The 26,988-nt window shown below is 64.3% G+C and carries 24 protein-coding genes; 13 read left to right on the top strand and 11 right to left on the bottom strand.

From position 1 onward, the window contains the following. Position 1 precedes the first annotated feature (1 nt). The 6 genes from Q0105_RS13840 to hemA form a co-directional block, all read right to left on the bottom strand. Positions 2-1,366 (bottom strand): hemolysin family protein, encoded by a 1,365-nt coding sequence (locus Q0105_RS13840; RefSeq protein WP_298212719.1) that lies wholly within the window; start codon positions 1,364-1,366, stop codon positions 2-4. 117 nt (positions 1,367-1,483) lie between these two features. Continuing rightward, positions 1,484-2,491: an AAA family ATPase gene (locus tag Q0105_RS13835; protein ID WP_298212718.1), complete on the bottom strand. Its 1,008-nt coding sequence runs from the start codon at positions 2,489-2,491 to the stop codon at positions 1,484-1,486. A 158-nt stretch (positions 2,492-2,649) separates the two neighbouring features. Further along, on the bottom strand, positions 2,650-2,976 hold the full coding sequence (gene grxD, locus Q0105_RS13830) for a Grx4 family monothiol glutaredoxin (protein ID WP_298212717.1): 327 nt from the start codon (positions 2,974-2,976) through the stop codon (positions 2,650-2,652). Between the two features lie 61 nt (positions 2,977-3,037). Beyond that, a complete protein-coding gene (gene prmC / locus Q0105_RS13825; protein WP_298212716.1) occupies positions 3,038-3,883 on the bottom strand; it encodes a peptide chain release factor N(5)-glutamine methyltransferase in 846 nt (281 codons plus the stop codon). 175 nt (positions 3,884-4,058) lie between these two features. Beyond that, positions 4,059-5,147 carry a peptide chain release factor 1 gene (gene prfA, locus Q0105_RS13820; protein ID WP_298212715.1) on the bottom strand — a complete coding sequence of 363 codons (1,089 nt, stop codon included), beginning with the start codon at positions 5,145-5,147 and terminating at the stop codon, positions 4,059-4,061. Between the two features lie 115 nt (positions 5,148-5,262). After that, on the bottom strand, positions 5,263-6,579 hold the full coding sequence (gene hemA / locus Q0105_RS13815; protein WP_298212714.1) for a glutamyl-tRNA reductase: 1,317 nt from the start codon (positions 6,577-6,579) through the stop codon (positions 5,263-5,265). Between the two features lie 71 nt (positions 6,580-6,650). Here hemA and Q0105_RS13810 point away from each other — a divergent pair, with 71 nt between their 5' ends. Next, positions 6,651-6,929, top strand: coding sequence for a hypothetical protein (locus tag Q0105_RS13810; RefSeq protein ID WP_298212713.1), 279 nt, complete (start codon positions 6,651-6,653; stop codon positions 6,927-6,929). 13 nt (positions 6,930-6,942) lie between these two features. On the opposite strand, the gene ugpQ is transcribed toward Q0105_RS13810, so the two are convergent. After that, positions 6,943-7,716, bottom strand: a complete 774-nt coding sequence (gene ugpQ / locus Q0105_RS13805; RefSeq protein WP_298212712.1) for a glycerophosphodiester phosphodiesterase — start codon at positions 7,714-7,716, stop codon at positions 6,943-6,945. Positions 7,717-7,866: 150 nt separating this feature from the next. On the opposite strand from ugpQ, the gene Q0105_RS13800 reads away from it, so the two are divergent. Beyond that, positions 7,867-9,084: a GGDEF domain-containing protein gene (locus tag Q0105_RS13800; protein WP_298212711.1), complete on the top strand. Its 1,218-nt coding sequence runs from the start codon at positions 7,867-7,869 to the stop codon at positions 9,082-9,084. 22 nt (positions 9,085-9,106) lie between these two features. Here Q0105_RS13800 and Q0105_RS13795 read toward each other — a convergent pair whose 3' ends face one another. From Q0105_RS13795 to ugpB, 4 genes are all read right to left on the bottom strand, one after another. Next, positions 9,107-10,117: a sn-glycerol-3-phosphate import ATP-binding protein UgpC gene (locus Q0105_RS13795; protein WP_298212710.1), complete on the bottom strand. Its 1,011-nt coding sequence runs from the start codon at positions 10,115-10,117 to the stop codon at positions 9,107-9,109. 72 nt (positions 10,118-10,189) lie between these two features. Then, positions 10,190-11,041, bottom strand: a complete 852-nt coding sequence (gene ugpE, locus Q0105_RS13790; protein ID WP_298212709.1) for a sn-glycerol-3-phosphate ABC transporter permease UgpE — start codon at positions 11,039-11,041, stop codon at positions 10,190-10,192. A 149-nt stretch (positions 11,042-11,190) separates the two neighbouring features. After that, entirely contained in the window at positions 11,191-12,072 is an 882-nt protein-coding gene (gene ugpA, locus Q0105_RS13785; RefSeq protein WP_298212708.1) for a sn-glycerol-3-phosphate ABC transporter permease UgpA, read from the bottom strand. Between the two features lie 122 nt (positions 12,073-12,194). Then, positions 12,195-13,505 carry a sn-glycerol-3-phosphate ABC transporter substrate-binding protein UgpB gene (gene ugpB, locus Q0105_RS13780; RefSeq protein ID WP_298212707.1) on the bottom strand — a complete coding sequence of 437 codons (1,311 nt, stop codon included), beginning with the start codon at positions 13,503-13,505 and terminating at the stop codon, positions 12,195-12,197. Between the two features lie 288 nt (positions 13,506-13,793). Here ugpB and serA point away from each other — a divergent pair, with 288 nt between their 5' ends. The 11 genes from serA to Q0105_RS13725 all read left to right on the top strand — a co-directional run bounded on the left by serA (position 13,794) and on the right by Q0105_RS13725 (position 26,955). Continuing rightward, positions 13,794-15,023: a phosphoglycerate dehydrogenase gene (gene serA / locus Q0105_RS13775; RefSeq protein WP_298212706.1), complete on the top strand. Its 1,230-nt coding sequence runs from the start codon at positions 13,794-13,796 to the stop codon at positions 15,021-15,023. 120 nt (positions 15,024-15,143) lie between these two features. Further along, complete coding sequence (locus tag Q0105_RS13770; RefSeq protein ID WP_298212705.1) at positions 15,144-19,058, top strand: FAD/FMN-binding oxidoreductase; 3,915 nt, start codon at positions 15,144-15,146, stop codon at positions 19,056-19,058. Further along, positions 19,058-19,498, top strand: coding sequence for an HIT family protein (locus Q0105_RS13765; protein ID WP_298212704.1), 441 nt, complete (start codon positions 19,058-19,060; stop codon positions 19,496-19,498). The genes Q0105_RS13770 and Q0105_RS13765 overlap by 1 nt, the downstream gene beginning before the upstream one ends. A gap of 37 nt (positions 19,499-19,535) precedes the next feature. Next, the gene (locus tag Q0105_RS13760) at positions 19,536-19,958 is read left to right on the top strand and encodes a DUF971 domain-containing protein (protein ID WP_298212703.1); all 423 of its coding nucleotides are present in this window, start codon (positions 19,536-19,538) and stop codon (positions 19,956-19,958) included. Positions 19,959-20,257: 299 nt separating this feature from the next. Beyond that, positions 20,258-20,989, top strand: a complete 732-nt coding sequence (ubiE, locus tag Q0105_RS13755; protein WP_298212702.1) for a bifunctional demethylmenaquinone methyltransferase/2-methoxy-6-polyprenyl-1,4-benzoquinol methylase UbiE — start codon at positions 20,258-20,260, stop codon at positions 20,987-20,989. Positions 20,990-21,025: 36 nt separating this feature from the next. After that, positions 21,026-22,051 (top strand): TIM44-like domain-containing protein, encoded by a 1,026-nt coding sequence (locus tag Q0105_RS13750; protein WP_298212701.1) that lies wholly within the window; start codon positions 21,026-21,028, stop codon positions 22,049-22,051. Positions 22,052-22,114: 63 nt separating this feature from the next. After that, complete coding sequence (locus Q0105_RS13745; RefSeq protein WP_298212700.1) at positions 22,115-22,726, top strand: hypothetical protein; 612 nt, start codon at positions 22,115-22,117, stop codon at positions 22,724-22,726. Further along, entirely contained in the window at positions 22,723-24,288 is a 1,566-nt protein-coding gene (ubiB, locus tag Q0105_RS13740) for a ubiquinone biosynthesis regulatory protein kinase UbiB (protein ID WP_298212699.1), read from the top strand. The genes Q0105_RS13745 and ubiB overlap by 4 nt, the downstream gene beginning before the upstream one ends. A 161-nt stretch (positions 24,289-24,449) precedes the next feature. Next, a complete protein-coding gene (locus tag Q0105_RS13735) occupies positions 24,450-25,901 on the top strand; it encodes a sodium:solute symporter family protein (RefSeq protein WP_298212698.1) in 1,452 nt (483 codons plus the stop codon). Between the two features lie 80 nt (positions 25,902-25,981). Beyond that, a complete protein-coding gene (locus tag Q0105_RS13730) occupies positions 25,982-26,323 on the top strand; it encodes an FmdB family zinc ribbon protein (protein WP_298212697.1) in 342 nt (113 codons plus the stop codon). Between the two features lie 8 nt (positions 26,324-26,331). Next, positions 26,332-26,955 carry a DUF502 domain-containing protein gene (locus tag Q0105_RS13725; RefSeq protein ID WP_298212696.1) on the top strand — a complete coding sequence of 208 codons (624 nt, stop codon included), beginning with the start codon at positions 26,332-26,334 and terminating at the stop codon, positions 26,953-26,955. Positions 26,956-26,988 lie beyond the last annotated feature (33 nt).

The following is a 26,988-nucleotide window of genomic DNA, read 5'->3' as shown; positions in this document are numbered from 1 at the left end:
CCTAGACCGCAGTCCCTTCAGCGCGCTCCTCTGGGGGCATTGGCGGTGGTGGTGGAGGATTGCGGCCACTGCCGTGGGCCGGGTTCAGGCGCGAGACCATGACCTGGTCGATGCGGTAGCTGTCCACGTCCAGCACCTCGAACTTGTAGCCGCCCCAGCTCACGCTGTCGGTGCGGCGCGGCACGCGGCGCAGCATCACCATCAAAAAGCCCGCCAGGGTTTCGTATTCGCCGTCGTGGGGCAGTTCGTCGAGCGAGAGCGCGTGCAGCACGTCCTCGACGGGCGTGACCCCGTCAATGAGCCACGAATCCTCGTCGCGCCGCACGATCTGCTCTTCATCCGCCGGGCCCACCAGGTCGCCCATCACGGTGCTCATCACGTCGTTCAGGGTCACCACGCCGACCACCAGGCTGTATTCGTTCACGATGACGGCAAAGTCCTCGTGCACCTGCCGGAACTGCTCCAGCACCTCCGACAGCGTGAGCCGGTCCGGCACGATGAGCACTTTGCGCACCAGGCTGTCGTCGGCCAGTGAAATGGGCTGGTTGTTCAGCACGCGCTGGAACAGGTCTTTGGCATCCACATAACCCACCACGTGGTCGATGTCGCCCTCGCACACGGGGTAGGTCGAAAAAGGCTCGGCGGCAATGCGCAGGCGGATCACGGAATCGGGCTCGTCGCGCAAGAAAAAGGCGATGCGGTCGCGCGGCGACATGGCGCTGGACACCGTGCGCGTGTCGAGTTCGAACACATTGGTGATCACCTGCTGCTCGCGCGCCGCCAGCACGCCGGCACGCGCCCCTGCCTCCATCATCGCCAGGATGTCGTCGGAGGTGATGCGGTCATCGCGCAGCGACGACAGCCCCAGCACCCGGAACAGCGCATCGGCCCCCCGGCTGTAGAGCCACACCAGCGGGCGCAGCAGCGTCGTGCACCAGGCCATGGGCTCGGCCAGGCGCACCGCCATCCGCTCGGGCTCGGCCATGCCCAGGCGTTTGGGGAACAGGTCGGCAAACAGGATGAACAGCGAGGTGATGGCGAGGAAGGAGGCCAGAAAACCGGCTTTCTCCGCCGTCGATTCAGACAGCCACAGCGCAAACAGCGCGCTGAAGTGTGGGCTCAGCGCCCCTTCGCCCACGATACCGCCGAGGATGGCCACGGCGTTCTGACCGACCTGCACCACCGTGAAATAGTCGCCCGGCTGCTCCTGCATGCGCAGCACCCGGTCTGCACGGGCATCCCCCTCGTCGGCCATCTGCCGCAGGCGCAGGCGGCGTGCGGCCGCGAGCGAAATCTCGGCCATGGAAAAAAAGGCACTGGCTGCAATCAGCAGCGCGATGACAAAAAGGCTTTGGGACAGGGTCATGGAAGAGGGGGAGAGCGGCGCAGGCCGGGGCACAGCGGCTACCCGAGTGTATCTGTGCGCCTTGCGGGCGGATACCGGGGCCACGCATGCGCGCGGCCCGCCCGCACCGTGCGGCGGCTACTGCACGAAGCCGATGCGGCTGCGCCCCGAGGTGGCCTTGGGCAAATCGGTGATTTCCACCGTGCTGCGGCGGTCCAGTCGCGCATTGCCAAAGCCCGTCATCAGCGCGCGCCGGATCTCGCGCGGCGGCATCTGGGCCAGGTGGTCCAGCACATCGTCCAGGGGCTCCGGGTCCAGCAGGCGACCCCAGTCGTGCCCCGCGCGGATGCCTGTGTACAGGTTGCGGGCGATGGCGCGTGCCTGCTCCAGCGTGGGGGCCTCCACCTCGAATACGTTCATGCGGTTCAGGATCGGGTCGGGGATGCCCCGCGTGTCGTTGGCCGTGGTGATCCAGATCACCTGGCTGGCGTCGATGGCCACCTCGGCGAACTCGTCGGTGAAGCTCTGCGCCGTGTCGTGCTCCAGCAGGCTGTACAGCGCGCCCAGCGGGTCGTATTGCGCATCCACCGCGGCCTTGTCGATCTCGTCCACCACGATGACGGGGTTGGCATATTCGCCCTCCACCAGCGCCTCGAACACCTTGCCGGGGCGCGCGCCCTTCCACTGCGCGGACGAGCCTGACAGCAGCCAGCCTGCGGTCATCGAGCTCATGGGCAGCAGGTTCATGCCCGTGCCCAGCAGCTCCGCCAGGTGGCGCGCGAAGTGTGTCTTGCCGATGCCGGGCGGGCCCAGCAGCAGCATGGGCGTGACCTCCAGGCCATCGCTGCTGTCCTGGGCCAGCGCGACGTGGCGCTTCACGTCGTCCAGCACCTCGGTGAAGTTGGGCAACTGCGCGTACAGGTCGGCCATGTCGGGGATGCCCGAGGGCTTGACCTGAAAGCGCTCGGGGCCGCGCTCCAGCATGCGTTCGTAGACGGTGCGCAGGGTTTCGTATTCGCGCTGGTTGCCGGACTCCTGCAGCCGTGCGAGCTTGCGCTCGACATCGCCGGGGTGGAACACGTTGCGCATCTGGGCCACCGGCAGGCGCAGGGCGGGTGGCTGGGGAACAAGGCTATGGCTGGTCATTGCATGCTCCTTGTGATGGGGGTCACGCAACCATTCAAGCACACAAAATGCCCGCGCCAGCATCGGAAAAGCCCCTGATTGGTGTGGCTGTTGCGGGCACACCAATACGCCACAAAAAAGCCGCCCGAAGGCGGCTGGTTGGGTAGGGTGGGGGGTAATCAGCCCTCGGTGCCCAGCACCTGCTTGAGTTCGCCCGATTCGTACATCTCCATCATGATGTCCGAGCCGCCGATGAACTCGCCCTTCACGTACAGCTGCGGAATCGTGGGCCAGTTGCTGTATTCCTTGATGCCCTGGCGGATTTCGTCGTCTTCGAGCACGTTGACGGTAACCAGGGCCTTGGGGTCCACGCCGCTGGCTTTCAGGATCTGGACCGCGCGGCCCGAGAAACCGCACATGGGAAAGCTGGCATTGCCCTTCATGAAGAGCACGATGTCGTTGGTTTTGACGAGGCCGTCGATGCGTTGTTGGGTGTTGTCGCTCATGGGAATCTCCTTGAAAGAGGCTGGCGGGCTTGAAATGAATAGGAAGCCCGCAATGGGGGGATTATTTCACTGTCGGCCACTGCCCGCCCGTGCAGCGTGCGATGCCTGCCAAGTCGTTGCGGCTTTGCACCTGGGCAAAGCCCTGGGCGGTGAGCAGCGCCCGCACGGCGGGGGCCTGGTCGTGGCCATGCTCCAGCAGCAGCCAGCCGCCCGGTTGGAGGTGGGCGGGCGCCTGGGCCACGATGGTGCGGATGTCCTCAAGCCCGTCGGCGCCGCTGGCCAGGGCCAACAAGGGTTCGTGCGTGAGGGCGGCCAGGTGCGGGTCGGCGCTGGCAATGTAGGGCGGGTTGGAGACGATGGCGTCAAAAACAAGCCCACCAACCCCTAGCAGCCAATTGCCGTGCTGAAACCGCACGGGCAGGCCCAGCCGCTCGGCATTGGCCTGCGCCACGGCCAGCGCGTCGGTGCTGGCGTCCACGGCCAGCACCTGGGCGTTGGGGTTTTGGCTTTGCAACGCCAGCGCAATGGCGCCGCTGCCGGTGCCCAGGTCCACCACACGGGGTGATGGCAGGGGGGCGATCACTTCCAGCGCCCAGTTCACCAGGGTTTCGGTGTCGGGGCGTGGGTCGAGCACACGCGCGTCCACCTGCAGGGGCAGGCCGTAGAACTCTTTGCGCCCAGTGAGGTAGGCCACGGGCTCGCCCGCCACGCGGCGCTGGCACAGGGCCAGGAAATCTCCGTGCACCACCTCGTCCAGCACATCGGTGTCGTGTGCCAGCAGCCAGGCGCGGCCGGCATCGGGGCGGGCCAGGGCATGCAGCAGCAGCAGTTGCGCGTCGATGCGCGCCAGGCCCAGGGTGTGGGCCTGGGCCAAGGCCTGGGCGAGGGTGGGGGTTGTATGGATCACTATGATTTTGATAGCTTTTGGCGCTTATTCATAAAGCGCTAGAGGCTAATTTGACCTGAATATCTACCTGCCATGAATACCACCCCTGCCGTTCTGGCTCAGCCCGAACGGGTTGTGAGTGTGGAGTCTGAGGCAGGTCACGCATCAGGCCATTGGATTCTTATTTCTGAAGCGGTCAACCCGTGCTGCCCATCTCCAGCTCTTCCAGTTGCTCGGCTTCGCGCGCGTGGGCCAGGGCCTGCAGCACGTCGGCCAGGTCGCCTTCCATCACATACAGCAGTTTGTAAAGCGTGAGGTTGATGCGGTGGTCGGTCAGCCGCCCCTGCGGGAAGTTGTAGGTGCGGATGCGGTCGCTGCGGTCACCGCTGCCGATCAGGCCCTTGCGCAGCGCGGCCTCTTTGGCGGCGCGTTCGCTGCGTTCTTTCTCCTGGATGCGGGCCTGCAGCACCTGCAGGGCCTTGGCCTTGTTGGCGTGCTGGCTGCGGCCGTCCTGGCATTCGGCCACGATGCCGGTGGGCAAGTGCACCACGCGCACGGCCGAGTCGGTTTTGTTGATGTGCTGGCCGCCCGCGCCGCTGGCGCGGAAGGTGTCGATGCGCAGGTCGGCTGGGTTGAGCTTGATGGCCTCGTGTTCGTCGGGCTCGGGCATCACGGCCACGGTGCAGGCGCTGGTGTGGATGCGGCCCTGCGTTTCTGTGGCGGGCACGCGCTGCACACGGTGGCCGCCAGATTCGAATTGGAGTGCGCCATACACGTGGTCGCCTTCGATGCGCAGCACGATTTCCTTGTAACCACCCAGCTCGGCCGCGTTCTCGCTCACCACCTCCACCTTCCAGCCCACGTTGGCGGCGTAGCGGGTGTACATGCGGGTCAGGTCGCCCGCAAACAGGGCGGATTCATCGCCGCCCGTGCCCGCGCGGATTTCGACGAAGGCGTTGCGTGCGTCGTTGGGGTCCTTGGGCAGCAGCAGGCGCTGCAGTTCGTCTTCGAGCTGTAGCAGTTCTGCAGAGGCAGCGGTGACTTCTTCCTGCGCCATCTCGGCCATGTCGGGGTCGGCCAGCATCTCGCGCGCACCGGCCAGGTCGGCCTCGCGCTGCTGGTAGCGGGCGTAGCGGCCCGCCACCTGCGTGACCTCGGCATGTTCGACGGAGATGCGCCGGTACTGCGCCATGTCGCTCATGATGTCCTCGCGCGAGAGCAAAAAGTCGAGTTCGCCCAAGCGCTGTGCGTAGCGTTCCAGCTGGGTTCGGAGAAAGGGTTTCATGGGGCTTGGGAAAAGAGATTTGCTACTAAATTTGTAGCTGTTAGCGCTTGATGGATAAGCGCTAGGTGCCGATTTTTATTGAAATCGGGGTGGCTTGGGGTGCGGGCGGGCGCCGCTACAGGCCGTTGTGGGGTGTTTTGCTTTGCGAGCGCAGGAACAGGCGCGAGACGGTCTGCGCCGTCTGGGCGCGCATCTCGGCATCGCCCGCGCGCAACTCGGCCAGGGTGCCGTGCAGCATTTTTTGCGTGAGGCCGCGCGAGAGGGCTTCGAGCACGGCGTCCATGTCCTCGCCCTTGGCCAGCAGCTTTTTGGCGCGGGCGATCTCCAGGGCGCGCCACTCGTCCGTCTGGGCGTTGAGCTGCTGGATCAGGGGCACCACGCCGCCGTCGGCGGCAGCCGGGCTGCGCAGCTCCATCCAGTGCATGAAGCTCTGCACGCCCGCATCGATGATGGCCTCGGCCTGGGCCACGGCGGCCTGGCGGTTGGCCTGGGCGGTTTGCACCACGGTGGCCAGGTCGTCCACGGTGTACAGGTACACGTCGCCCAGGGCCTTGACCTCGGGCTCGATGTCGCGCGGCACGGCCAGGTCGACCATGAAGATGGGGCGGTGGCGGCGCTTCTTCAAAGCGCGCTCTACGGCGCCTAGGCCGATGATGGGCAGGCTGCTGGCAGTGCAGCTGATGACGGCGTCGAACTCGTGCAGGCGCTCGGGCAGGTCAGCCAGGCGCATCACCTCGCCGCCAAAACGGGTGGCGAGTTTTTCGCCGCGCTCCAGCGTGCGGTTGGCAATGGCGATCTGCTTGGGGTTCTTGGCGGCAAAGTGTGTGGCGCACAGCTCGATCATTTCGCCCGCGCCGACAAACAGCACGCGGATCTTGCCGAGGTCTTCAAACAACTGGCTGGCCAGGCGCACGGCGGCAGCCGCCATGCTGATGCTGTGGGCGCCGATCTCGGTGCTGGTGCGCACCTCTTTGGCCACGGCAAAGCTGCGCTGAAAGAGCTGGTTGAGCGTGGTGCCCAGGGCGCCAGCCGTTTCGGCGGCGCGCACGGCGTCTTTCATCTGGCCCAGGATTTGGGCCTCGCCCAGCACCATGGAATCGAGCCCGCTGGCCACGCGGAAGGCATGGCGCGCGACCAGGCTGTCTTCCAGGGTGTACGAGTGCGAGCGCAGCAGCGCGGGGCTCACGCCGCCGCTATGGGCCAGCCAGCCCAAGGTGTGGTCCACAGCGGGCTGCTCGCCTGCGCAGTAAATCTCGGTGCGGTTGCAGGTGGAAATGATGGCGGTTTCGACGCCGGGGTGGCGGCTGGCGGTGCCCAGCGACTGGCGCAAACCGTGCAATGTGGGTGCGATCTGGTCGAGCGCGAACGCGAACCGGCCGCGCAGGTCGAGCGGCGCGGTGGTGTGGTTGATGCCGAGGGCCCAGACTGCCATGGTCCCCAATTATAAAATCGTTGGCCGGAACAGGTGGCCTTGCTTGTTCAAGCCTTGATTTGGGTCAATTCATGGGTCCCCTGGACATTCTTAACCACTTGCTGAATTTTGTGGCACCCGCTGCCTTTGTTGCCCTGCTGCTGGTGTTGTGCGGGCGGCTGTTGGGCGCCAAGGGGGCCACAAAGCTGGCGGGCTGGCGCCAGTTTGTGGTGGTTTTTGTGGTGGGGCTCGCGGTGCTGGCCGGTGGGCTGGCGCTTGGGGGGCGCGACGGCAAGATGCTGACCTATGCCGCGCTGGTAGTGGCCGCTGCTACCTGCCAGTGGTTATTGATGCGGGGCTGGAAAGGCTGAAACGCCTTGCTGTTCAGCCCGCTGCGGGCGCGAAGAGGTCCACCCGGTCGGTGATGATCCCGTCCGTCTTGAGGTCGATGAGCCGCTGCGCAGCCCACTCATCGTTCACCGTGTAGCTCAGCGTGCGCATGCCCAGGCCTTTGACCTGGGCCACCAGGGCGCTATCCCACAGCGCGTGGTTGCACACGATGGCCACGCATTCCAACTGGCGGGCCACGTCGAGGTAGCCGTCCCACAGGGCATCGATCAGCAGCGCGCGGGGGATGTGGGGCGCCGTGGCCATGGCGCCTGCCAGGGCCTCGGGCTTGAATGACGAGAACAGCGGCGGCACGGCCTGGTTTTGCCACAGGCCTGCGCACAGCGTGCCCACCACCTGCCCGGTTTTTTCTTCGAGGCCCGGCGTGGGCTTGATCTCGATGTTGAGGAAAAAACCGTTGGCCAGGCAGTAACGCGCCATGTTCTCCAGCGTGGGCAGCGGCTCGCCCGCATGGCCGCGCGAATGCCAGCCGCCCGCGTCGAGCTGCGACAGCACGGACCAGGGATGGTCGCCCCCCGTGGTGCTGGCCGAGGCGCCCAGCACCTGGGCGCTGTTGGTGGTGCGCGGCAGCGTGGCGTCGTGCATCAGAAACGGCACGCCGTCGGAACTGAGCTTGGCATCGCACTCAAACATGCGGTAGCCGTGTTGCGCGCCCAGGCGGAACGCGGCCAGGGTGTTTTCGGGGGCGAGCTTGCCAGCGCCTCGGTGGGCGATCCAGCGGGGGTAGGGCCAGGGGGAAAGTTGCGTCATGGTGCTGCTGCTCATGGGTAGGGGCGTGGCCTGCGCCGGGCGGTGTCCTTGGTACTGCCGCAATGGTCACAAAACCGAAGTGTATTGCTGGATTGTCGGGTGTGTCTGCTTGCGCTTCAGTGCCATGGTCGCTACCCTGAAAATTCATAAATGGCCTGTTTACAGGCCGATCAAAGGTCATCAATGCATGAAGCTAAGAACCATGCTGCCAGCGATGTCGTGCTGGACGATGTGGACAAAAATGCGATCGAAGCAGGTCTGGCTCAGGTGCTGATCAAGAGGCAGCAGTTTTCGTCTTGTGTGTCGTTTCTTGGTTTTGGATTCATGGCCTGGGTGATGCGAGACGTGGTGTCGGTGCATCTGCTGGAGCTGTGGGTGGGCAGTCTGCTGGTGATGGAGATGCTGAACCTGTGGTTTGTCGGCCGGTTGAAAAAGGTCCTGGATTCTTCGGCGCGGCGGTGGCGCTGGTTACATGGGTTGACGGTTTATTTCTATTTTCTCGGGGTGGCTTGGGGCAGTGGGGCCGTGCTCCCTGGGTTGCAGCCGAATTCAACGGTTTTTTTAATGATGACGGTCGGGATGGTGACCGTGGGCCTGTTTGCCATCCACAACCTCAGCACGCACTGGCCTATTTTGTTGACCTTCTGCTTGGGGCTTGCCACCCCGCAGTGGATGGCGGGTGCGCTGGAGCCTGTGGGTGGACAGCAGATGATGTGGGCACTGAGCGCAGTGGTGGTGGTGGTGATGCTTCAGCTCTACGGGTTCTCGGCCTACACGGTGCATCGCCATGACATCGAGGGCGACGTGGCGCGGCGCAAGCTGGCGCAAAAGCTGGAGCAAAGCAACCAGGAACTGGCGCAGGCGCTGGAGCGTGTCCAGTTGCTGGCGACCATTGATCCGCTCACCCAATGCCTGAACCGACGCGCCCTGATGGATGCCCTGCACCAAGAGGAGCGGCGCAGGGCGCGCAGCCCTACGAGTGTGGGCGTCGTGATGCTGGACCTGGACCATTTCAAGTCGATCAACGACAACCATGGCCACGACGTCGGTGATGCGGTGCTGGTGGCCGTTGCGGCCCGGGTCAAGGCGCAACTGCGCGAAACGGATCTGTTGGCGCGGTGGGGCGGGGAAGAGTTTTTGTGCGTGCTGATGCCGGTGCACGAGGACAGCCTGCTGAATAAGGCGCAGGACATGTGCACACGGCTGGCTCAGACCCCTGTGCTGCGCGAGCCGGAGCCACTGACGGTGACGGCCTCAGTGGGCGTGGCCCTGTGGAACGATGAGGAGTCGGTACAGGCATGCATTCAGCGTGCCGATGCAGCGCTGTACCGGGCCAAGCGCACGGGGCGCAACAGGGTCTGCCAATAACCGGACGGGTGGCCTTGGGCTATCAGGTCGCCAGGCGTTTGCCGCTGGCGGCGTCGAACCAGTGCAGGCGGTCTTCGCGCGGGGCCACACGCAGTGTGTCGCCGGTGCGCGGGGCGGGGCGACCTTCTTCGATGCGCACGATGAGTGCATCGTCGCCCATGCGGGCATAGATCAGGCGCTCGGCGCCGAGCAGTTCCACCGTTTCCACCGTGACTTCCCAACCGTCCGGGCCGATGTCCAGGTGCTCGGGGCGAATGCCCAGAATCATGCCCTGCTTGCCGCCCGGCGCGTTCTTGAGCAGGTTCATCGGCGGCGAGCCGATGAAGCTGGCCACGAAAGTGGAAGCGGGCGTGTGATAGACCTCTTCGGGCGTGCCGAACTGCTCCATGTTGCCCGCGTTCATCACGATCATGCGCTCGGCCAGGGTCATGGCCTCGACCTGGTCGTGTGTGACGAACAGGCTGGTGATGCCCAGCTCGCGGTGCAGCTTCTGGATTTCGAGGCGGGTCTGGGCGCGCAGCTTGGCGTCGAGGTTGGACAAGGGTTCGTCGAACAAAAACACCTGCGGTTGGCGCACGATGGCCCGGCCCATGGCCACGCGCTGGCGCTGGCCGCCCGACAGCTCGCGCGGCTTGCGTTCGAGCAGGTGGCCGAGTTCGAGGATCTTGGCGGCCTTGTCCACGCGCGCCTTGATTTCCTCCTTGGGCACCTTGGCGATCTTCAGGCCGTAGGCCATGTTCTCGAAGTTCGTCATGTGCGGGTAGAGCGCGTAGTTCTGGAACACCATGGCGATGTCGCGCTGGGCGGGTTCCAGGTCGTTCACCACGCGGTCGCCAATGCGCAGTTCGCCGCCGGAGATTTCCTCCAGGCCCGCCACCATGCGCAGCAGGGTGGATTTGCCGCAGCCCGAGGGGCCGACGATGACGACGAACTCGCCGTCTTTCACCTCGGCGTTCACGCCGTGGATGACCTGGTTGGCCTTGGGCCCGTGCCCGTAGCGCTTGATGATGTTGCGAAGGGAGAGAGATGCCATTTTGCTATGAATTTGGTAGCCGTTAGCGCTTATTCTTAAAGCGGTAGAGGCTGTTTTTGCTTGTATTTGTGCTTACTTTTCGGTGTCCACCAGGCCCTTGACGAACCAGCGCTGCATGAGCACCACCACCAGCGCAGGCGGCAACATGGCCAGGAGGGCCGTGGCCATCACGATGTTCCATTCATTGCCCGCATCGCCGCCAGCCAGCATGCGCTTGATGCCGATGACCACGGGGTACATGTCTTCCGAGGTGGTCACGAGCAGCGGCCACAGGTACTGGTTCCAGCCGTAGATGAACTGGATCACGAACAGCGCGGCGATGGACGTGCGCGACAGCGGCACCAGGATGTCCTTGAAAAAGCGCATGGGGCCGGCGCCGTCCACGCGGGCGGCTTCCACCAGCTCGTCCGGCACGGTGAGGAAGAACTGCCGGAACAAGAAGGTGGCCGTGGCCGACGCGATCAGCGGCACCGTGAGGCCCGCATAGCTGTTGAGCATGCCCAGGTCGGACACCACCTGGTAGGTGGGGCCGATGCGCACTTCCACCGGCAGCATCAGCGTGATGAAGATCAGCCAAAAGCAGATGCCCTTGAAGGGAAAGCGGAAGTACACGATGGCAAACGCCGACAGCAGCGAGATCGCGATCTTGCCCACGGTGATGACGATGGCGGTGACAAAGCTCACCCACATCATGCGGGCCACGGGGGCGGTAGAACCCGCGCCCGCGCCACCGCCAAACAGGGCGTCGTGGTAGGTCTGCCAGAAGTTGTTGCCGGGCACCATGGGCATGGGCACCTGCACGATGTCCTGCGCGGTGTGGGTGGACGCCACGAAGGCCAGGTACAGCGGAAAGCCGACGATGATCACGCCCAGCACCATGATGAGGTGCGAGAACGCGGTGAGATAAGGACTACGTTCAACCATTTCAATCTTTCATTGTGCTGAGCACTATCGACGGCGCATGAAACCGGCGCTGCCCAAGCCAGGGACGCCGAGAAAGGGCCGCCCCGCAGCGAGGGCGTCGTCCCCCTTGAGGGGGAAGGCGCCGCAGGCGACTCAGGGGGTGCTTCATATCAATACTGCACTTTCTTCTCGACGTAGCGGAACTGGACCACGGTGAGCACCACCACGATGACCATCAGCACCACCGACTGCGCGGCCGAGCCGCCCATGTCCATGGCCTTGAAGCCGTCGTGGTACACCTTGTAGACCAGGATGGAGGTGTCGCGCCCCGGCCCGCCCTGCGTGGTCGAGTCCACGATGGCGAAGGTGTCGAAAAACGCATACACGACGTTGATCACCAAGAGGAAGAACGTGGTGGGCGAGAGCAGCGGGAACTGGATGCTCCAGAACCGGCGCCAGGGGCCCGCGCCGTCGATGGCGGCGGCCTCGATCAGCGACTTGGGGATGGACTGCAGCCCCGCAAGGAAGAACAGGAAGTTGTAGGAGATCTGCTTCCACACCGCCGCGATCACGATCAGCGCCATCGCGTGGTTGGAGTTGAGCATGTGGTTCCAGTCAAAGCCCGACTGGCGCAGCAGGTAGGACACCACGCCCAGCGATGGCGAGAACATGAACATCCACAACACGCCCGCCACTGCGGGGGCCACGGCGTAGGGCAGCAGCAGCGCGGTCTTGTACACCAGCGCGCCCTTGATGATGCGGTCGGCAAAGATCGCCAGGAACAGCGACAGGCTGATGCCGCTCACCGCCACCAGGATGGAGAAAAAGGCCGTGGTCTTGAATGACGCCAGGTAGCCAGGGTCTGAGAAAAGGGCCTTGAAGTTGTCCAGCCCCACCCATTCCGTGGAGAAGCCGAAGGTGTCTTGTATCTGGAACGATTGCACCAGGGCCTGGCCCGCGGGCCAGAAAAAGAAGACGCTGATGATGGCCAGTTGGGGCGCCAGAAGCACCCAAGGCAGCCATGCGGAGCGAAAAAGTACGCGTTTTTCCATGTCGAAACTCTTAAAAAGAAAACCCCGCCGCCCCGTGAACCAGATGGTTGACGGGGCGGCGGGCTTTCAATGCCACCCGGCTAGGCTGCGGGGCGGCATCGGCAGGCTTTCGGCAGTTGTGCTTACTTGTTGGCGCGTGCGAAGCGAGCCAGTTGCTCGTTGCCGCGCGAGACAGCAGTGTCCAGGGCTTCCTTCACGGTCTTCTTGCCCGACCAGATTTGTTCTGTTTCCTCGTCGATGATGGCGCGCACCTGCACGAAGTTGCCCAGGCGGATGCCGCGCGACTTGTCGGTGGTTTTGCGGATCATCTGCGTCACGGCCACGTCGGTGCCGGGGTGCTTTTCATAGAAGCCCGATGCCTCGGTCAGCTTGTAGGCGCCCATGGTCACGGGCAGATAGCCCGTGCGCTGGTGGCTGGCGGCCTGCACCTTGGTGTCGTTCAGGAAGTTCAGGAAGTCGGCCACGCCCTTGTATTCCTCGGCCTTCTTGCCCGACATCACCCACAGGCTGGCGCCGCCGATGGCGGTGTTCTGGGGCGCGCCCTTCACATCAGGGTAGTAGGGCAGGGTGGAGATGCCGTAGGCGAACTTGGCCTCGCGGGCCACGCGGGCGTACAGGCCCGACGAGCCGGTGATCATGGCGCACTCACCCGAGGGGAAGGACGCGTCTGGCACGTTGCCACGGCCCTTGTAGACAAAGCTGCCGTCCTTGGAGGCCTTGGCCAGGTTCTCGAAGTGGCGCACATGCAGCGGGGTGTTGATTTCCAGCTTGGCATCGTTGCCGTCAAAGCCGTTGTTCTTGGAGGCGAACAGCGTGTTGTGCCACAGCGAGAAGCTTTCGAGCTGCGTCCAGCTGATCCAGCTGGTGGTGAACGGGCAGCTGTGGCCGCTGGCCTTGAGCTTGGAGGCGGCGGCAAACACTTCGGGCCAGGTCTTGGGCGGCTTGTCGGCGTCCAGGCCCGCCTTCTTGAAGGCGTCCTTGTTGTAATAGAACACCGTGGTGGAGCTGTTCAGTGGGTAGCTCAGCATCTGGCCGTTGGGCGCGGTGTAGAAGCCGGCCACGGCAGGCACGTAGGCGCTGGGATCGAACTTGAAGCCCGCATCGTTCAGGACCTTGCCCGCAGGCACGATGGCGCCCTTGCTGGACATCATGGTGGCCGTGCCCACTTCAAACACCTGCACGATGTGTGGGGCATTGCCCGCGCGGAAGGCAGCCACGGCGCCTGTCATGGATTCGTCATACGTGCCCTTGTATGTGGGCACCACCTTGTACTTTGTCTGGCTGGCGTTGTACTGCTTGGCCAGGTCGTTCACCCAGTCGCCGAGCGCAGCGTTCATCGAGTGCCACCACTGAATCTCTACCTGTTGGGCTTGCGCAGGGACGCTGACCGACAGTGCGATGGCCGCAGAGAGCGCCAGATGCTTGAGTTGCATGTATGTATCTCCAAGAATGACGAAATGCACAAGGGCCGAAGGGTATTCGGCCAATGTGACGGGAGTGTGTCGTTGTCGCAGACCCCATGGCCTGCAACAACGGGGGAAACCCCGTGGGGTGCCCGCAAGGGGTGCGATTGTGACCCTTTTGTGACAGTCGCGCAGCCATTTGCCGAGCGCTGCAAGGTTTTGTGCAATGCACCATCCTTGGTGCATAGTGATGCCTGCCGCTTTGTGGGCGGCCTTTTGGGTCGCCGCATGTCTTTCAACCACCAACCTTTCACTGCCATGGCCACCAATTCGCTGGACAAGAACAAGATCAAATTTTTGTTGCTGGAGGGCATCCATTCCTCTGCGGTGGACGTGATCCGTGCGGCGGGCTACACCCAGATCGAAACGGTGTCGGGTGCGTTGCCGGACGATGAACTCAAGCGCAAGATCGCAGACGTGCACTTTGTGGGCATCCGCTCGCGCACCCAGCTCACCGACGAGGTGTTCGCCCATGCGCACAAGCTGGTGGCCGTGGGCTGTTTTTGTATTGGCACCAACCAGGTCGACCTGAACGCGGCCCGCGAGCGCGGCATTGCCGTCTTCAACGCGCCGTATTCCAACACCCGCTCGGTGGCCGAGCTGGTGCTGGCCGAGGCCATCCTGCTCTTGCGCGGCATTCCTGAGAAAAACGCGGTGGCGCACCGGGGCGGTTGGCTCAAGTCGGCCGACAACGCCTACGAGATTAGAGGAAAGACTCTGGGAATCGTGGGCTACGGCTCCATCGGCACGCAGTTGTCGGTGCTGGCCGAGGCGCTGGGCATGCACGTGGCGTTTTTTGACGTGGTCAACAAACTGCCCCTGGGCAATGCGCGCCAGGTGCACAAGCTGCACGATCTGCTCGCCCAAAGCGACATCGTGAGCCTGCATGTGCCCGAGCTGCCCTCCACCGAAGGCATGATCGGCGCGGCCGAGATCGCGGCCATGAAACCCGGCGGCATCCTCATTAATGCCGCGCGCGGCACGGTGGTGGCGATCGAAGCCCTGGCCGAAGCGCTCAAGGCCCAAAAGCTGCTGGGCGCGGCCATCGACGTGTTTCCGGTGGAGCCACGCACCAACAAGGACGAGTTTTTGTCGCCCCTGCGCGGGCTGGACAACGTGATCCTCACGCCCCACATTGGCGGCTCCACCATGGAGGCACAGGCCAACATTGGCCTCGAAGTGGCCGAAAAACTCGTCAAGTACAGCGACAACGGCACCAGCACCTCGTCGGTCAACTTCCCCGAGGTGGCGCTGCCCGCCCACCCCGGCAAGCACCGCCTGCTGCACGTTCACCGCAACGTGCCGGGTGTCTTGTCCGAGATCAACCGCATTTTTTCCGACAACCAGATCAACATCGCGGCCCAGTACCTGCAGACCAACGAGAAGGTCGGTTACGTGGTGATCGATATCGACGCGGCCTCGTCCGACCTGGCGCTGGACAAGCTCGCCAAGGTCGGCGGCACGCTGCGCAGCCGCGTGTTGTTCTGACGGTTGTAGAGAGGCGGCTCCAGACCGCCCCAGCCCCCTGCCCAGCGTTGGCAGGGGCGCTCGCTTAAAATCATGCCCCCAAGGCTCATGGGCGCTTAGCGCCCGCCCCAGGTTGACCCCATGAATGTTCCGATTGCGTTGGCTGCCTTGCAGACGCAGGCCGCCGAGCCTGTGCGTCTGCGCGAGATTCCCTATAACTACACCTCGTTCTCCGACCGGGAGATCGTGATCCGCCTGCTGGGGTCTCCCGCATGGGATCTGCTGGACCAACTGCGCAAGGAGCGCCGCACGGGTCGCTCGGCCCGCATGCTGTATGAGGTGCTGGGCGACATCTGGGTGGTGCAGCGCAATCCGTACCTGCAAGATGACCTGCTGGACAACCCGGCCCGCCGCAAGCTGCTGGTCGAGGCCCTGAACCACCGCCTGGCCGAGATCGAAAAGCGCCGCACCCCCGCCGACGACGCCGGGCGCGACCGCCTGGTGGGTGAGCTGGTTGTGGCCGCACGCCGCGCCGTGGCCGAGTTCGACGCCAAGTTCGAGCAGGCCGCGCAACTGCGCCGCCAGATCCAGAAAACGCTGGGCCGCCTCACGGCCAAGGACAACATCAAGTTCGACGGTCTCTCGCGCGTGAGCCACGTGACCGACGCGACCGACTGGCGCGTCGAATACCCGTTTGTGGTGCTCACGCCGGACACCGAGACCGAGATGGCGGGCCTGGTCAAGGGCTGTATCGAGCTGGGGCTGACCATCATTCCGCGTGGGGGCGGCACGGGCTACACCGGCGGTGCCATTCCGCTCACCTGGAAGAGCGTGGTCATCAACACCGAAAAGCTCGAAGCCATGACCGAGGTGGAAATGCGCCGCCTGCCGGGCATGGACAGTGAAGTCGGCACGGTGTGGACCGAAGCCGGCGTGGTGACCCAGCGCGTGGCCGACGCGGCCGAGCGCGCGGGTTTTGTGTTTGCGGTGGACCCGACCAGCGCCGAGGCTTCGTGCATTGGCGGCAACATCGCCATGAATGCGGGCGGCAAGAAGGCTGTGCTCTGGGGCACGGCGCTCGACAACCTGGTCAGCTGGCGCATGGTGACGCCCGACGCCCAGTGGCTCGAAGTGACCCGCCTGGACCACAACATGGGCAAGATCCATGATGCGGAGACGGCCACCTTCGATCTGCAGTATTTCGAGGCCGACGGCAAAACGCCAGTGCGCACCGAGCGCCTGGCCATCCCCGGCAAGACCTTCCGCAAGGAAGGCTTGGGCAAGGACGTGACGGACAAGTTCCTCTCGGGCCTGCCCGGCATCCAGAAAGAGGGCTGCGACGGCCTCATCACCAGTGCGCGCTGGGTGGTGCACCGCATGCCCGAGCACACGCGCACCGTGTGCCTGGAGTTCTTCGGCAACGCCAAACACGCCGTGCCCAGCATTGTCGAGATCAAGGACTTCATGTTCGCCGAGCAAAAGCGCAGCGGCGTGTTGCTGGCGGGCCTGGAGCACCTGGACGACCGCTACCTGAAGGCCGTGGGCTACGCCACCAAGAGCAAAAAAGGCAATGGCGGCCTGCCCAAAATGGTGCTGATTGGCGACATCGCCGGTGACAACGCCGACGACGTGGCCCGCGTGACCAGCGAGGTCGTGCGCCTGGCCAACACCCGCAGCGGTGAGGGTTTTGTGGCCATCACGGCCGAAGCGCGCAAAAAATTCTGGGCCGACCGCAAGAAGACGGCCGCCATCAGCCGCCACACCAACGCGTTCAAGATCAACGAAGACGTGGTGATCCCGCTGCCACGTATGGCCGAGTACACCGACGGCATCGAGCGCATCAACATCGAATTGAGCTTGCGCAACAAGATCAAGCTGTGCGATGCGCTCACCGAGTTCTTCGAGCGTGGCAACCTGCCCCTGGGCAAACACGATGCCGACGACGAAGTGCCCTCGCCCGAGCTGCTGCAGGAGCGCGTGGCCCAGGCCATCGCCCTGGTGCAAGAAGTCCGCGCCCTGTGGCAGGGCTGGCTGCAGGGTGTGGAGGCGCTGTTCCCAGAGCTGCAAGACCACACGCTGCGCGCGAGCTGGAAGACCCAGTTGCGCGGGCCGTTGCAAGGCATCTTCACCGGCGCGGCGTTCAAGCCCATCCTGGACGAGGCCGTGGCCATCCACAAGCGCGTGCTCAAGGGCCGCGTGTGGGTGGCGCTGCACATGCACGCGGGCGACGGCAATGTGCACACCAACCTGCCCGTCAACAGCGACGATTACGAAATGCTGCAGACGGCGCACGAGGCGGTGGCACGCATCATGGTGCTGGCGCGCAGCCTCGATGGCGTGATCTCGGGCGAGCACGGCATCGGCATCACCAAGCTCGAGTTTTTGACCGACGACGAACTGCGCCCATTCGCCCAATACAAGCAGAAGGTGGATCCGGAGGGCCGTTTCAATAAGGGTAAGTTGCTACGAAATCAGGAGCTTGTTGCGCTTGATGGGAAAGCGCTGGAAGCCGATTTGGCTTCAAAAAATGCGCTGTATGCCGACCTGACGAATGCCTACACGCCCAGCTTCGGCCTGATGGGGCATGAGTCGCTGATCATGCAGCAGAGCGACATCGGCGCGATCGCCGACAGCGTCAAGGACTGCCTGCGCTGCGGCAAGTGCAAGCCCGTGTGCTCCACCCATGTGCCACGCGCCAACCTGCTCTACAGCCCGCGCAACAAAATTTTGGCGACCTCGCTGTTGGTCGAAGCGTTTTTGTACGAAGAGCAGACCCGCCGTGGCGTGTCCATCAAGCACTGGCAGGAGTTTGAAGACGTGGCCGACCACTGCACGGTGTGCCACAAATGCGAAAGCCCCTGCCCGGTGAAGATCGACTTCGGCGACGTCACCATGAACATGCGCAACCTGCTGCGCAAGATGGGCAAGAAGAGCTTCCGCCCTGGCAACGCGCTGGCGATGACCATGCTCAATGCCACCAGCCCCGACACCATCAAGTTCATGCGTTCGGCCATGGTGGGCGTGGGCTTCAAGGCCCAGCGCATGGCTGTGGACCTGCTGCGCAAAGTGGCCCGCAAGCAGACGGCCAAGCCACCGGCGACGGTGGGCATGGCGCCCGTCAAGGAGCAGGTGATCCACTTCATCAACAAGAAGCTGCCCGGCGGCCTGCCCAAGAAAACGGCGCGGGCGCTGCTCGACATCGAGAACAAGGACTACGTGCCCATCATCCGCGACCCGGCCGCCACCACGGCCGAGACGGAGGCGGTGTTCTATTTCCCCGGCTGCGGCTCCGAGCGCTTGTTCTCGCAAGTGGGTCTGGCGACCCAGGCCATGCTCTGGCATGCGGGCGTGCAGACCGTGCTGCCGCCGGGTTACCTGTGCTGCGGCTACCCGCAGCGTGGCAGCGGCCAGTTCGACAAGGCCGAGAAGATGATCACCGACAACCGGGTGCTCTTCCACCGCGTGGCCAACACGCTCAACTACCTCGACATCAAGACCGTGGTGGTGAGCTGCGGCACCTGCTACGACCAGTTGCAGGGCTACGAGTTCGACAAGATCTTCCCCGGCAGCCGCATCATCGACATCCACGAGTATTTGCTGGAGAAGGGGATTGCGCTGCAGGGCAAGGGCGCCTACCTGTACCACGAGCCCTGCCACAACCCCATGAAGCAGCAGGATTCGATGAAGACCGTGAAAGCGCTGGTGGGCGAGCAGGTGCTCAAGAGCGAGCGCTGCTGTGGCGAGTCCGGCACGCTGGGCGTGACGCGGCCGGACGTGTCGACCCAGGTGCGGTTCCGCAAGGAAGAGGAAATCAAGAAGGGCGAGGCCAAGCTGCGCGAGAGCGGCGCCGTGGGCGAGAAGGACAACGTGAAAATCCTCACCAGCTGCCCCAGCTGCCTGCAGGGCCTGAACCGCTACCAGGATGACCTGAACAACGGTTTGCTCGAAGCCGACTACATCGTGGTCGAGATGGCGCGCGAGATTCTGGGCGAGAACTGGATGCCCGACTACGTGCAGCGCGCCAACGGCGGTGGCATCGAGCGGGTTCTGGTGTGATGGCCGACGTGGCGTGCCCTTTGTGCGCCGAGGACGGCGGCGCGCTCGTCTGGCGCCGCGCCCGCCTGCGCGTGATCCGTGCGAATGAGGCGGGCTTCCCCGCGTTCTACCGCGTGGTGTGGAACGCGCATGTGGCCGAGTTCTCCGACCTGTCGGCCGCCGAGCGCGCGCACTGCATGGACGCCGTAACGCTGGTGGAGCAGGCCCTGCGCGAGCACCTGGCGCCCACCAAGGTCAACATCGCGGCACTGGGCAACATGGTGCCGCACCTGCACTGGCATGTGATTGCCCGGTTCGACTGGGACAGCCACTTCCCCGCGCCCGTGTGGGCAGCAGCCCAGCGTGTGAGCCCGGCCGCGCAGGAAGAAGCCGTGCGCGCGCGGCTGCCACAGCTGGAAGCCGCCTTGCTGCCCCGGCTGGCCGCGCTGCCGTTGCCCTGACAATCCACAACACACAGTTTTCTCACAGGGGACATCCATGGCAGGTTTGAAAGCGGGCGCGCCCACCCCGCAGGCGCTCACGGTGCATGGTGCATCGCGGGTGCTCGAAGTGGGGTTCTCTGACGGTGCCACCTTCCGCATTCCGTTCGAGCTGATGCGGGTGTATTCGCCCTCGGCCGAGGTGCAGGGCCACGGCCCCGGCCAAGAGGTGCTGCAGACCGGCAAGCGCGACGTGGAGTTGGTGAACCTGGAGCCGGTGGGCAACTACGCGGTCAAACCCACGTTCTCCGACGGCCACGACAGCGGCATCTTCACCTGGGACTACCTCTACGAGCTGGGCCAGAAGCAGGAAGCGCTGTGGGCCCAATACGTCGAGCGCCTGGCCGCTGCGGGCGCGGACCGTGATGCCCCCATGGCGCCCAAGGCGCCTGCGGGCGGGCACGGCTGCGGCGGCCATTGATACCAATCTGCATTCAAAAATACAAAACCGTTCACGCTGAGCTTGTCGAAGCGCCGCGCGAGGCTTCGACAGGCTCAGTCCGAACGGACTAATGTGATCGAACGCGAATCCGTATGAGGGGCGGCTGCACAAGCCCCTGTTGATTGATGTGCTATTTAAAGAGGAGCTGCTTGCGCAATATGGATAAGCGCTAGCGGCCATTTTTCTTTGAATAGCGTTGTCCAAATTGCGACACAAGCCCCATACCAGTGCGGGGTTGTCGCTGTACCTCTGGCGCCCAGGCGCCTAGCATGATTCTTATGAGCACCACGCATTTCGGTTTTCAGTCGGTGGATGAGCAGGACAAGGCGCGCCGCGTGCGCGGTGTGTTCGACTCCGTGGCCTCCAAATACGACGTGATGAACGACCTCATGTCGGCGGGCCTGCACCGTGCCTGGAAGGCCTACACCGTGATGGTGGCCAACCTCAGCGAAGGCAGCCAGGTGCTGGACATCGCGGGCGGCACGGGCGATCTGGCGCTGGCGTTCTCCAAAAAGGTGGGCGCCACCGGCCGCGTGGTGCACACAGACATCAACGAAGCCATGCTGCGCGTGGGGCGCGACCGCCTCATCGACGCGGGTGTGGTGCTGCCCACCCTGGTGTGCGACGCCGAAAAGCTGCCGTTTCCGGACGCGCATTTCGACGTGGTGAGCGTGGCGTTTGGCCTGCGCAACATGACGCACAAGGACCAGGCGATCGCCGAGATGTGCCGGGTGCTCAAGCCTGGCGGCAAGCTGCTGGTGCTGGAATTCTCGAAAGTGGCCCAGCCGCTGACCAAGGTGTACGACTGGTATTCGTTCAAGGTGCTGCCCCAGTTGGGCAAGCTGGTGGCGGGCGACGATGCGAGCTACCGCTACCTGGCGGAGTCCATCCGCATGCACCCAGGGCAGGAAGAACTCAAAAGCCTCATGCAAAAAAATGGCTTTGGGCATGTGGACTATCACAACATGACGGGAGGCATTGTGGCCCTGCATGTTGGAATCAAGTGCTGAGCGTGTTGCTCGGTCATTAACGGAGACGGAGAAGTCATGATGAAACTGTGGTCTGTGGTGTTGGTCGCGATGCTGGCGTTGGCGCACGCTGACGCCGATGCCAAGCGTATGGGCGGTGGCAAATCGATGGGCAAGCAGTCGAGCAACGTGACCCAGCGCGATTCGGCAACCCCGCCCGCAACGCCGGGTGCACCGGCCCAGAACGTCAACAACAGCGCTGCGGCGGCCAAGCCCGCCACGGCAGCGCCTGCTGCCGCACCCAAGAAGCCCTGGGGCGCGATGCTGGGCGGCCTGGCCGCTGGCCTCGGCCTGGCCTGGCTGGCCAGTTCGCTGGGCCTGGGCGCGGGTTTTGCCAATATCCTGATGATCCTCCTGCTGGCCGTGGCCGCGTTTGCCATCTTCAAGATGGTGATGCGCGCACGCAGCGGTGCTGGCAACGGCGGTGGCGCCGCAGCAGGTGGCGCTCCGTTCGCCTTCCAGGGTGCTGGTGCAGGGGCTACCACCCCAGCGGCTGCACAAGTGCCGCCGCAGTACAGCCCCAACAACGTGGGCAACGACGCCTCGGCACGCCCTTGGGAGCGCAGCAGCATGGCGTTTGACGCCTCGCGCGGTGCGCAGCAAGGTGGCACGGGCGTGGTGATCGGTTCGGGCCTGTCGGGCTCTCAGAACTGGGGTGTTCCGGCCGATTTCGACACGGATGGCTTCTTGACCGCCGCCAAGCGCAACTTCGTTACGCTGCAGGCCGCCTGGGACCGCTCGGACATCTCCACGCTGCGTTCCATGATGACGGACAGCATGCTGGACGAGATCCGCACCCAGCTGACGGAGCGTGAAGCGCACCGCGGCGTGCAGCCCAACCACACCGATGTGGTCATGATCGAAGCCCAGTTGCTGGGCATCGAAGACCTGGGCGACGGCTACATGGCCAGCGTCGAGTTCTCCGGCATGATCCGCGAAGAGCCCTCGGCAGGCCCGAGCCCCTTCCGCGAAGTGTGGAACATGACCAAGCCCAAGGCAGGCAACAGCGGCTGGCTGGTGGCTGGTGTGCAGGCCTTGCAGTAAATCAAGGCCAGGACGGAGGCCCCTGTACAAGGGGCATTCCAGTTCAGGGAATAATCGGGGACTATGGCAACACCACAGTCCCCTTTTCCTTTTCTGAACGGTCTTTTCGAGCGGATGGCCGCCGGGCCGCAACCCCCGCAATGGCTGGTGCATGAGGTACAGCAACGCTTGGTGCTGTTTCTCAACCATGTCCTTATGCAAGAAAAAGAGGCCATGGACCGCCTGGTGCGGCAAAAAGGCCGCGTCGCGCGCGTGCAGTGGCGCGTGTATTCGCTGGCGCTGGTCATCACGCCCGCAGGCTTGTTCAACCTCGCCCCCGAGACCGCCGTGCCGGATCTGCGGCTGGAAGTGACCGAAACCTCGCCCTTCACCCTGGCCCAAGGCGCCCTGCGGGGCGACAAGCCTGCTATCCGCATTGAAGGGGACGTGCAACTGGCGGCCGAAATCAACTGGCTGGTGGACCATGTGCGCTGGGATGTCGAGGAAGACCTGGCCCGCGTGATCGGCGACGCCCCCGCGCACACGGTGGCGCAGGTGGCCGGCCGGGCGGCGCAGGCGCTGCGCCAGTTCGTGGGCTCGCGCATGGCCGCTGGTGCCACGGCGCCGTCGTCGCCGGCATCCGCACCCGTGCCCCTCTCGCCCCACAACGCTGGCACCGGCCGGGCCGACGCATGAAGCGCTTTCTGCGCGGCGTGGCCATCCTGTGGGTGGTGTTCCGCTACGGCCTCGATGGCCTGGTGCTTGACAGCTTCCAGAAGCCCTGGCTGCGGATGATCTCGCGCGTTCTGTCTGTCGGGCGCAATCTGGATGCTCCGCGCGGCCAGCGCCTGCGGGAGGCGCTGGAGCGCCTGGGGCCCATCTTCGTCAAGTTCGGCCAGGTGTTGTCCACGCGACGCGACCTGCTGCCCGCTGACATTGCCGACGAACTGGCACGCCTGCAGGACCGGGTGCCGCCTTTTGACCCGGATGTCGCCATCGCCACCATCGAGCGCGCCTTCCGCCGCCCGGTGGACGAGGTTTTCACCTCGTTCGACCGCACGCCCGTGGCCAGCGCCTCGATCGCCCAGGTGCACTTTGCCACGCTGCGCGACCGTACCGGGCAAGAGCGTGAAGTCGCCGTCAAGGTGCTGCGCCCCGGCATGCTGCCCGTGATCGAAAAAGACCTGAGCCTGATGCGCATGATGGCGGGCTGGGTGGAAAGCCTGTCGGCCGATGGCAAGCGGCTCAAGCCCCGCGAGGTGGTGGCAGAGTTCGACAACTACCTGCACGACGAGCTGGACCTGGTGCGCGAGGCCGCCAACGCGGCGCAGCTGCGCCGCAACATGCAGGGGCTGGACCTGGTGCTGATCCCCGAGATCTTTTGGGACTTCTGCCATGCCGAGGTCATGGTTATGCAGCGCATGAACGGCGTGCCCATCAGCCAGGTCGAGCGCCTGCGCGAAGCGGGCGTGGACATTCCCAAGCTGGCGCGTGATGGCGTCACCATCTTCTTCACCCAGGTGTTCCGCGACGGGTTCTTTCACGCCGACATGCACCCAGGCAACATCCAGGTGAGCCTGGACCCGGCCACGTTCGGGCGCTACATCTCGCTCGACTTCGGCATCGTGGGCACGCTCACCGAATCGGACAAGGAATACCTGGCGCAGAACTTCGTGGCGTTCTTCCGGCGCGACTACAAGCGCGTGGCCGAGTTGCACATCGAAAGCGGCTGGGTGCCGCCCGAGACACGCGTGAACGACCTCGAATCGGCCATCCGCACCGTGTGCGAGCCGTATTTCGACCGTCCGCTCAAGGAAATCTCGCTGGGCATGGTGCTGATGCGCCTGTTCCAGACCTCGCGCCGATTCCACGTCGAAATCCAGCCCCAGTTGGTGCTGCTGCAAAAAACGCTGCTCAACATCGAAGGCCTGGGTCGACAGCTCGACCCTGAGCTCGACCTGTGGAGCACCGCCAAGCCCTTCCTTGAAAAGTGGATGCTCGAGCAGATGGGCCCGCAGCGCCTGTGGCGCGAGCTGCGCGCCGAGGCGCCGCACTACGCCAAGCTGCTCCCGGAGCTGCCGCGCCTGGTCTATGACGCGCTGCGCCAGCGGCCCGCAGACCAGCAGCATGCGCTGCGCGAGCTGTTGGAGGCCCAAAACCGGACCAACCGCTTGCTGCAGTCCATCATCTATGGCGGCGTCGGTTTTGTGCTGGGCCTCTTGGCCATGCAGCTTTTCATTCGGATACGGATTTTCTAGCGCACAAAAGTTGCCTTCATAATCCGCTGCAACTTTTGTTACGAATTTGAAGAAGGGGCCAGGACCCCTCGGCCTTTTCGGTGCAGTAGCGCTGCCGCACAAAGTGTCCGGTGCGCGCCCTGTGCCTTTTGCAACCACCTCTGGAGCTTCGGAGCGGCACCATGCTGTTGTCATTCATCGTCCTGTACCTGCTGATCTCAATCGCCGTGGGCCTGTATGCCGCGACCCGTGTGCACAACACGGCCGACTACGCGGTGGCGGGGCGCAGTCTGCCCCTGGCGGTGGTGATCGCCACCACGTTCGCCACCTGGTTCGGCTCGGAAACCGTGCTCGGGGTCTCGGCCCGCTTTGTGGATGGCGGCCTGGGCGCGGTGGTGGAAGACCCCTTTGGCGCGTCGATGTGCCTGGTGCTGGTGGGGCTGTTCTTTGCCTACAAGCTCTATAAAAAGAACCTGATCACCCTGGGCGACTACTACCGCCAGCGTTATGGGCGGGTGATCGAGGTGGCGTGTTCGGCCATCATCATGTTCAGCTACCTGGGCTGGGTGGCCGCGCAGATCACCGCGCTGGGCCTGGTGTTCAACCTGCTCACGCAGGGTGCCGTGTCCGTCACCCTGGGCATGGTCATCGGCACGCTGATCGTGCTGGTCTATACGCTGTATGGCGGCATGTGGTCGGTGGCCATGACCGATTTTGTGCAGATGATCGTCATCGGCGTGGGCCTGCTGGCCATTGCCTGGTACGCGGCCGATCTGGCGGGCGGCGCGGGCAAGGTGATCGAGTTTGCAGCGCGCGAAGGCAAGTTCCAGTTCTTCCCGACCGGGGGCGTCAAGGACTGGACCTTCTTCTTCGCCGCCGCCATCACCATGATGCTGGGCTCTATTCCGCAGCAGGACGTGTTCCAGCGCGTCATGTCCTCCAATAGTGCCGAGACCGCGCGCAAGGGCCCCGTGATCGGTGGCTTGCTGTACCTGCTGTTTGCCTTCATTCCCATGTTCGTGGTGACGGCTGCGGTGTTGGTCATGCCCGAAACGGCGCAGGCGCTGCTCAAGGATGATCCGCAGAAAATTCTGCCCACTTTGGTGATGGAGCGCATGCCGCTGATGCTGCAGGTGGCGTTTTTTGGAGCGCTGCTCTCGGCCATCATGTCCACGGCCTCGGCCACCCTGCTGGCGCCATCCACCACTTTTGTCGAAAACATCCTGCACAACCTGCGCCCCGGCATGACCGACCAGCAGACCCTCAAGGCCATGCGTATTTCGGTGCTGGTGTTTACGGCCTGCGTGTTGACCTACGCCATCACCATGCAGGGCACGTCCATCTACGAAATGGTGTCGGGTGCCTACCAGGTGCCTCTGGTGGGGGCTTTTGTGCCGCTGGTGTTCGGTTTGTACTGGAAGCGCGCCACCACCCAAGGCGCGCTGCTGGCGGTGGTGATGGGCCTGGGCGTGTGGCTGCTGTTCGTGGCCAGCCCCATGTTGTCCGAAGCCTTCCCGCAGCAGTTGGCCGGTGTGCTGGCGGCCCTGGTGGGCATGATCGGCGGCTCGCTCGCCCCGCAGTGGATCGACGATCACAAGGGCCATGTCACCCACTACGAAGGCAGCGCCAGCTGAAGGGTAGGCGGCCCCAGGGGCTTGAGGATGGGCATGCCGCCTATAATTGAAGGTTTTGCACTTTCCTTCCACATTCCGACATGCCTATCTACGCCTACAAATGCGGCTCCTGCGGCCATGCCAAGGATGTGCTGCAAAAAATTGCCGATGCGCCCCTCACGGTGTGCCCCGCCTGCGGTGCCGAGGCCTTCTCCAAGCAGGTTACGGCCGCAGGCTTTCAGCTCAAGGGCTCGGGCTGGTACGTGACCGACTTCCGGGGCGGTAGCGGCAGCAGCGCCGCACCGGCCGCCGATAGCAAGGCGGGCACTGCCCCGTCTGAGTCCGCAGCGCCTGCCAGCACGGGCGATGCTCCTAAAAAAGAAGCTGCTAGCGCAAGCACAACAAGCGCTGGCGGCAGTTCTTCTACTGCATCGTCGAGCTAAGGACCGGCATGGCTGCCTTGCGCAAATGGCTGTTGACGGGCCTTCTGGTCATTGTTCCCGGCGTCATCACGGCCTGGGTGCTCAACTGGATCGTGGGCACGCTCGACCAGACCCTGCAGATCCTGCCCGGCGCATGGCACCCTGACAAACTGCTGGGGGTGCATGTCCCCGGTTTCGGGGTGATCCTCACCCTGCTGATCTTGCTGGTGGTGGGAGCCATCGCCAGCAACTTCGCGGGCCGCAAGCTCGTGGAGTGGGGCGATGCGGTGGTGCACCGCATTCCCGTGGTGCGCTCGATCTATTCCAGCGTCAAGCAGGTGTCGGACACGCTGTTCTCCGAGAGCGGCAACGCCTTTCGCAAGGCTGTGCTCGTGCAGTGGCCCCGCGATGGCGTCTGGACCGTGGCGTTTGTCACCGGGGCGCCCAGCGGCGAGGTGGCCGCGTACCTGCGCGACGAGTTCGTCAGCGTGTATGTGCCCACCACCCCCAACCCCACCGGCGGGTATTTTGTGATGGTGCGCAAGAGCGACTGTGTCGAGCTCGACATGAGCGTGGATGCGGCCCTCAAATACATCGTCTCGATGGGCGTGGTCGCTCCGGCGGACCCCACGCTCGCCGCCCCACCGAAGTAACCACTCTCTTTCAACGTCAACGCGCCCTGCGGC

Source organism: Acidovorax sp. (assembly GCF_027492855.1).
Classification (GTDB): Bacteria; Pseudomonadota; Gammaproteobacteria; order Burkholderiales; family Burkholderiaceae_C; genus Acidovorax.
This window is presented reverse-complemented; position numbering and strand designations above follow the sequence as displayed.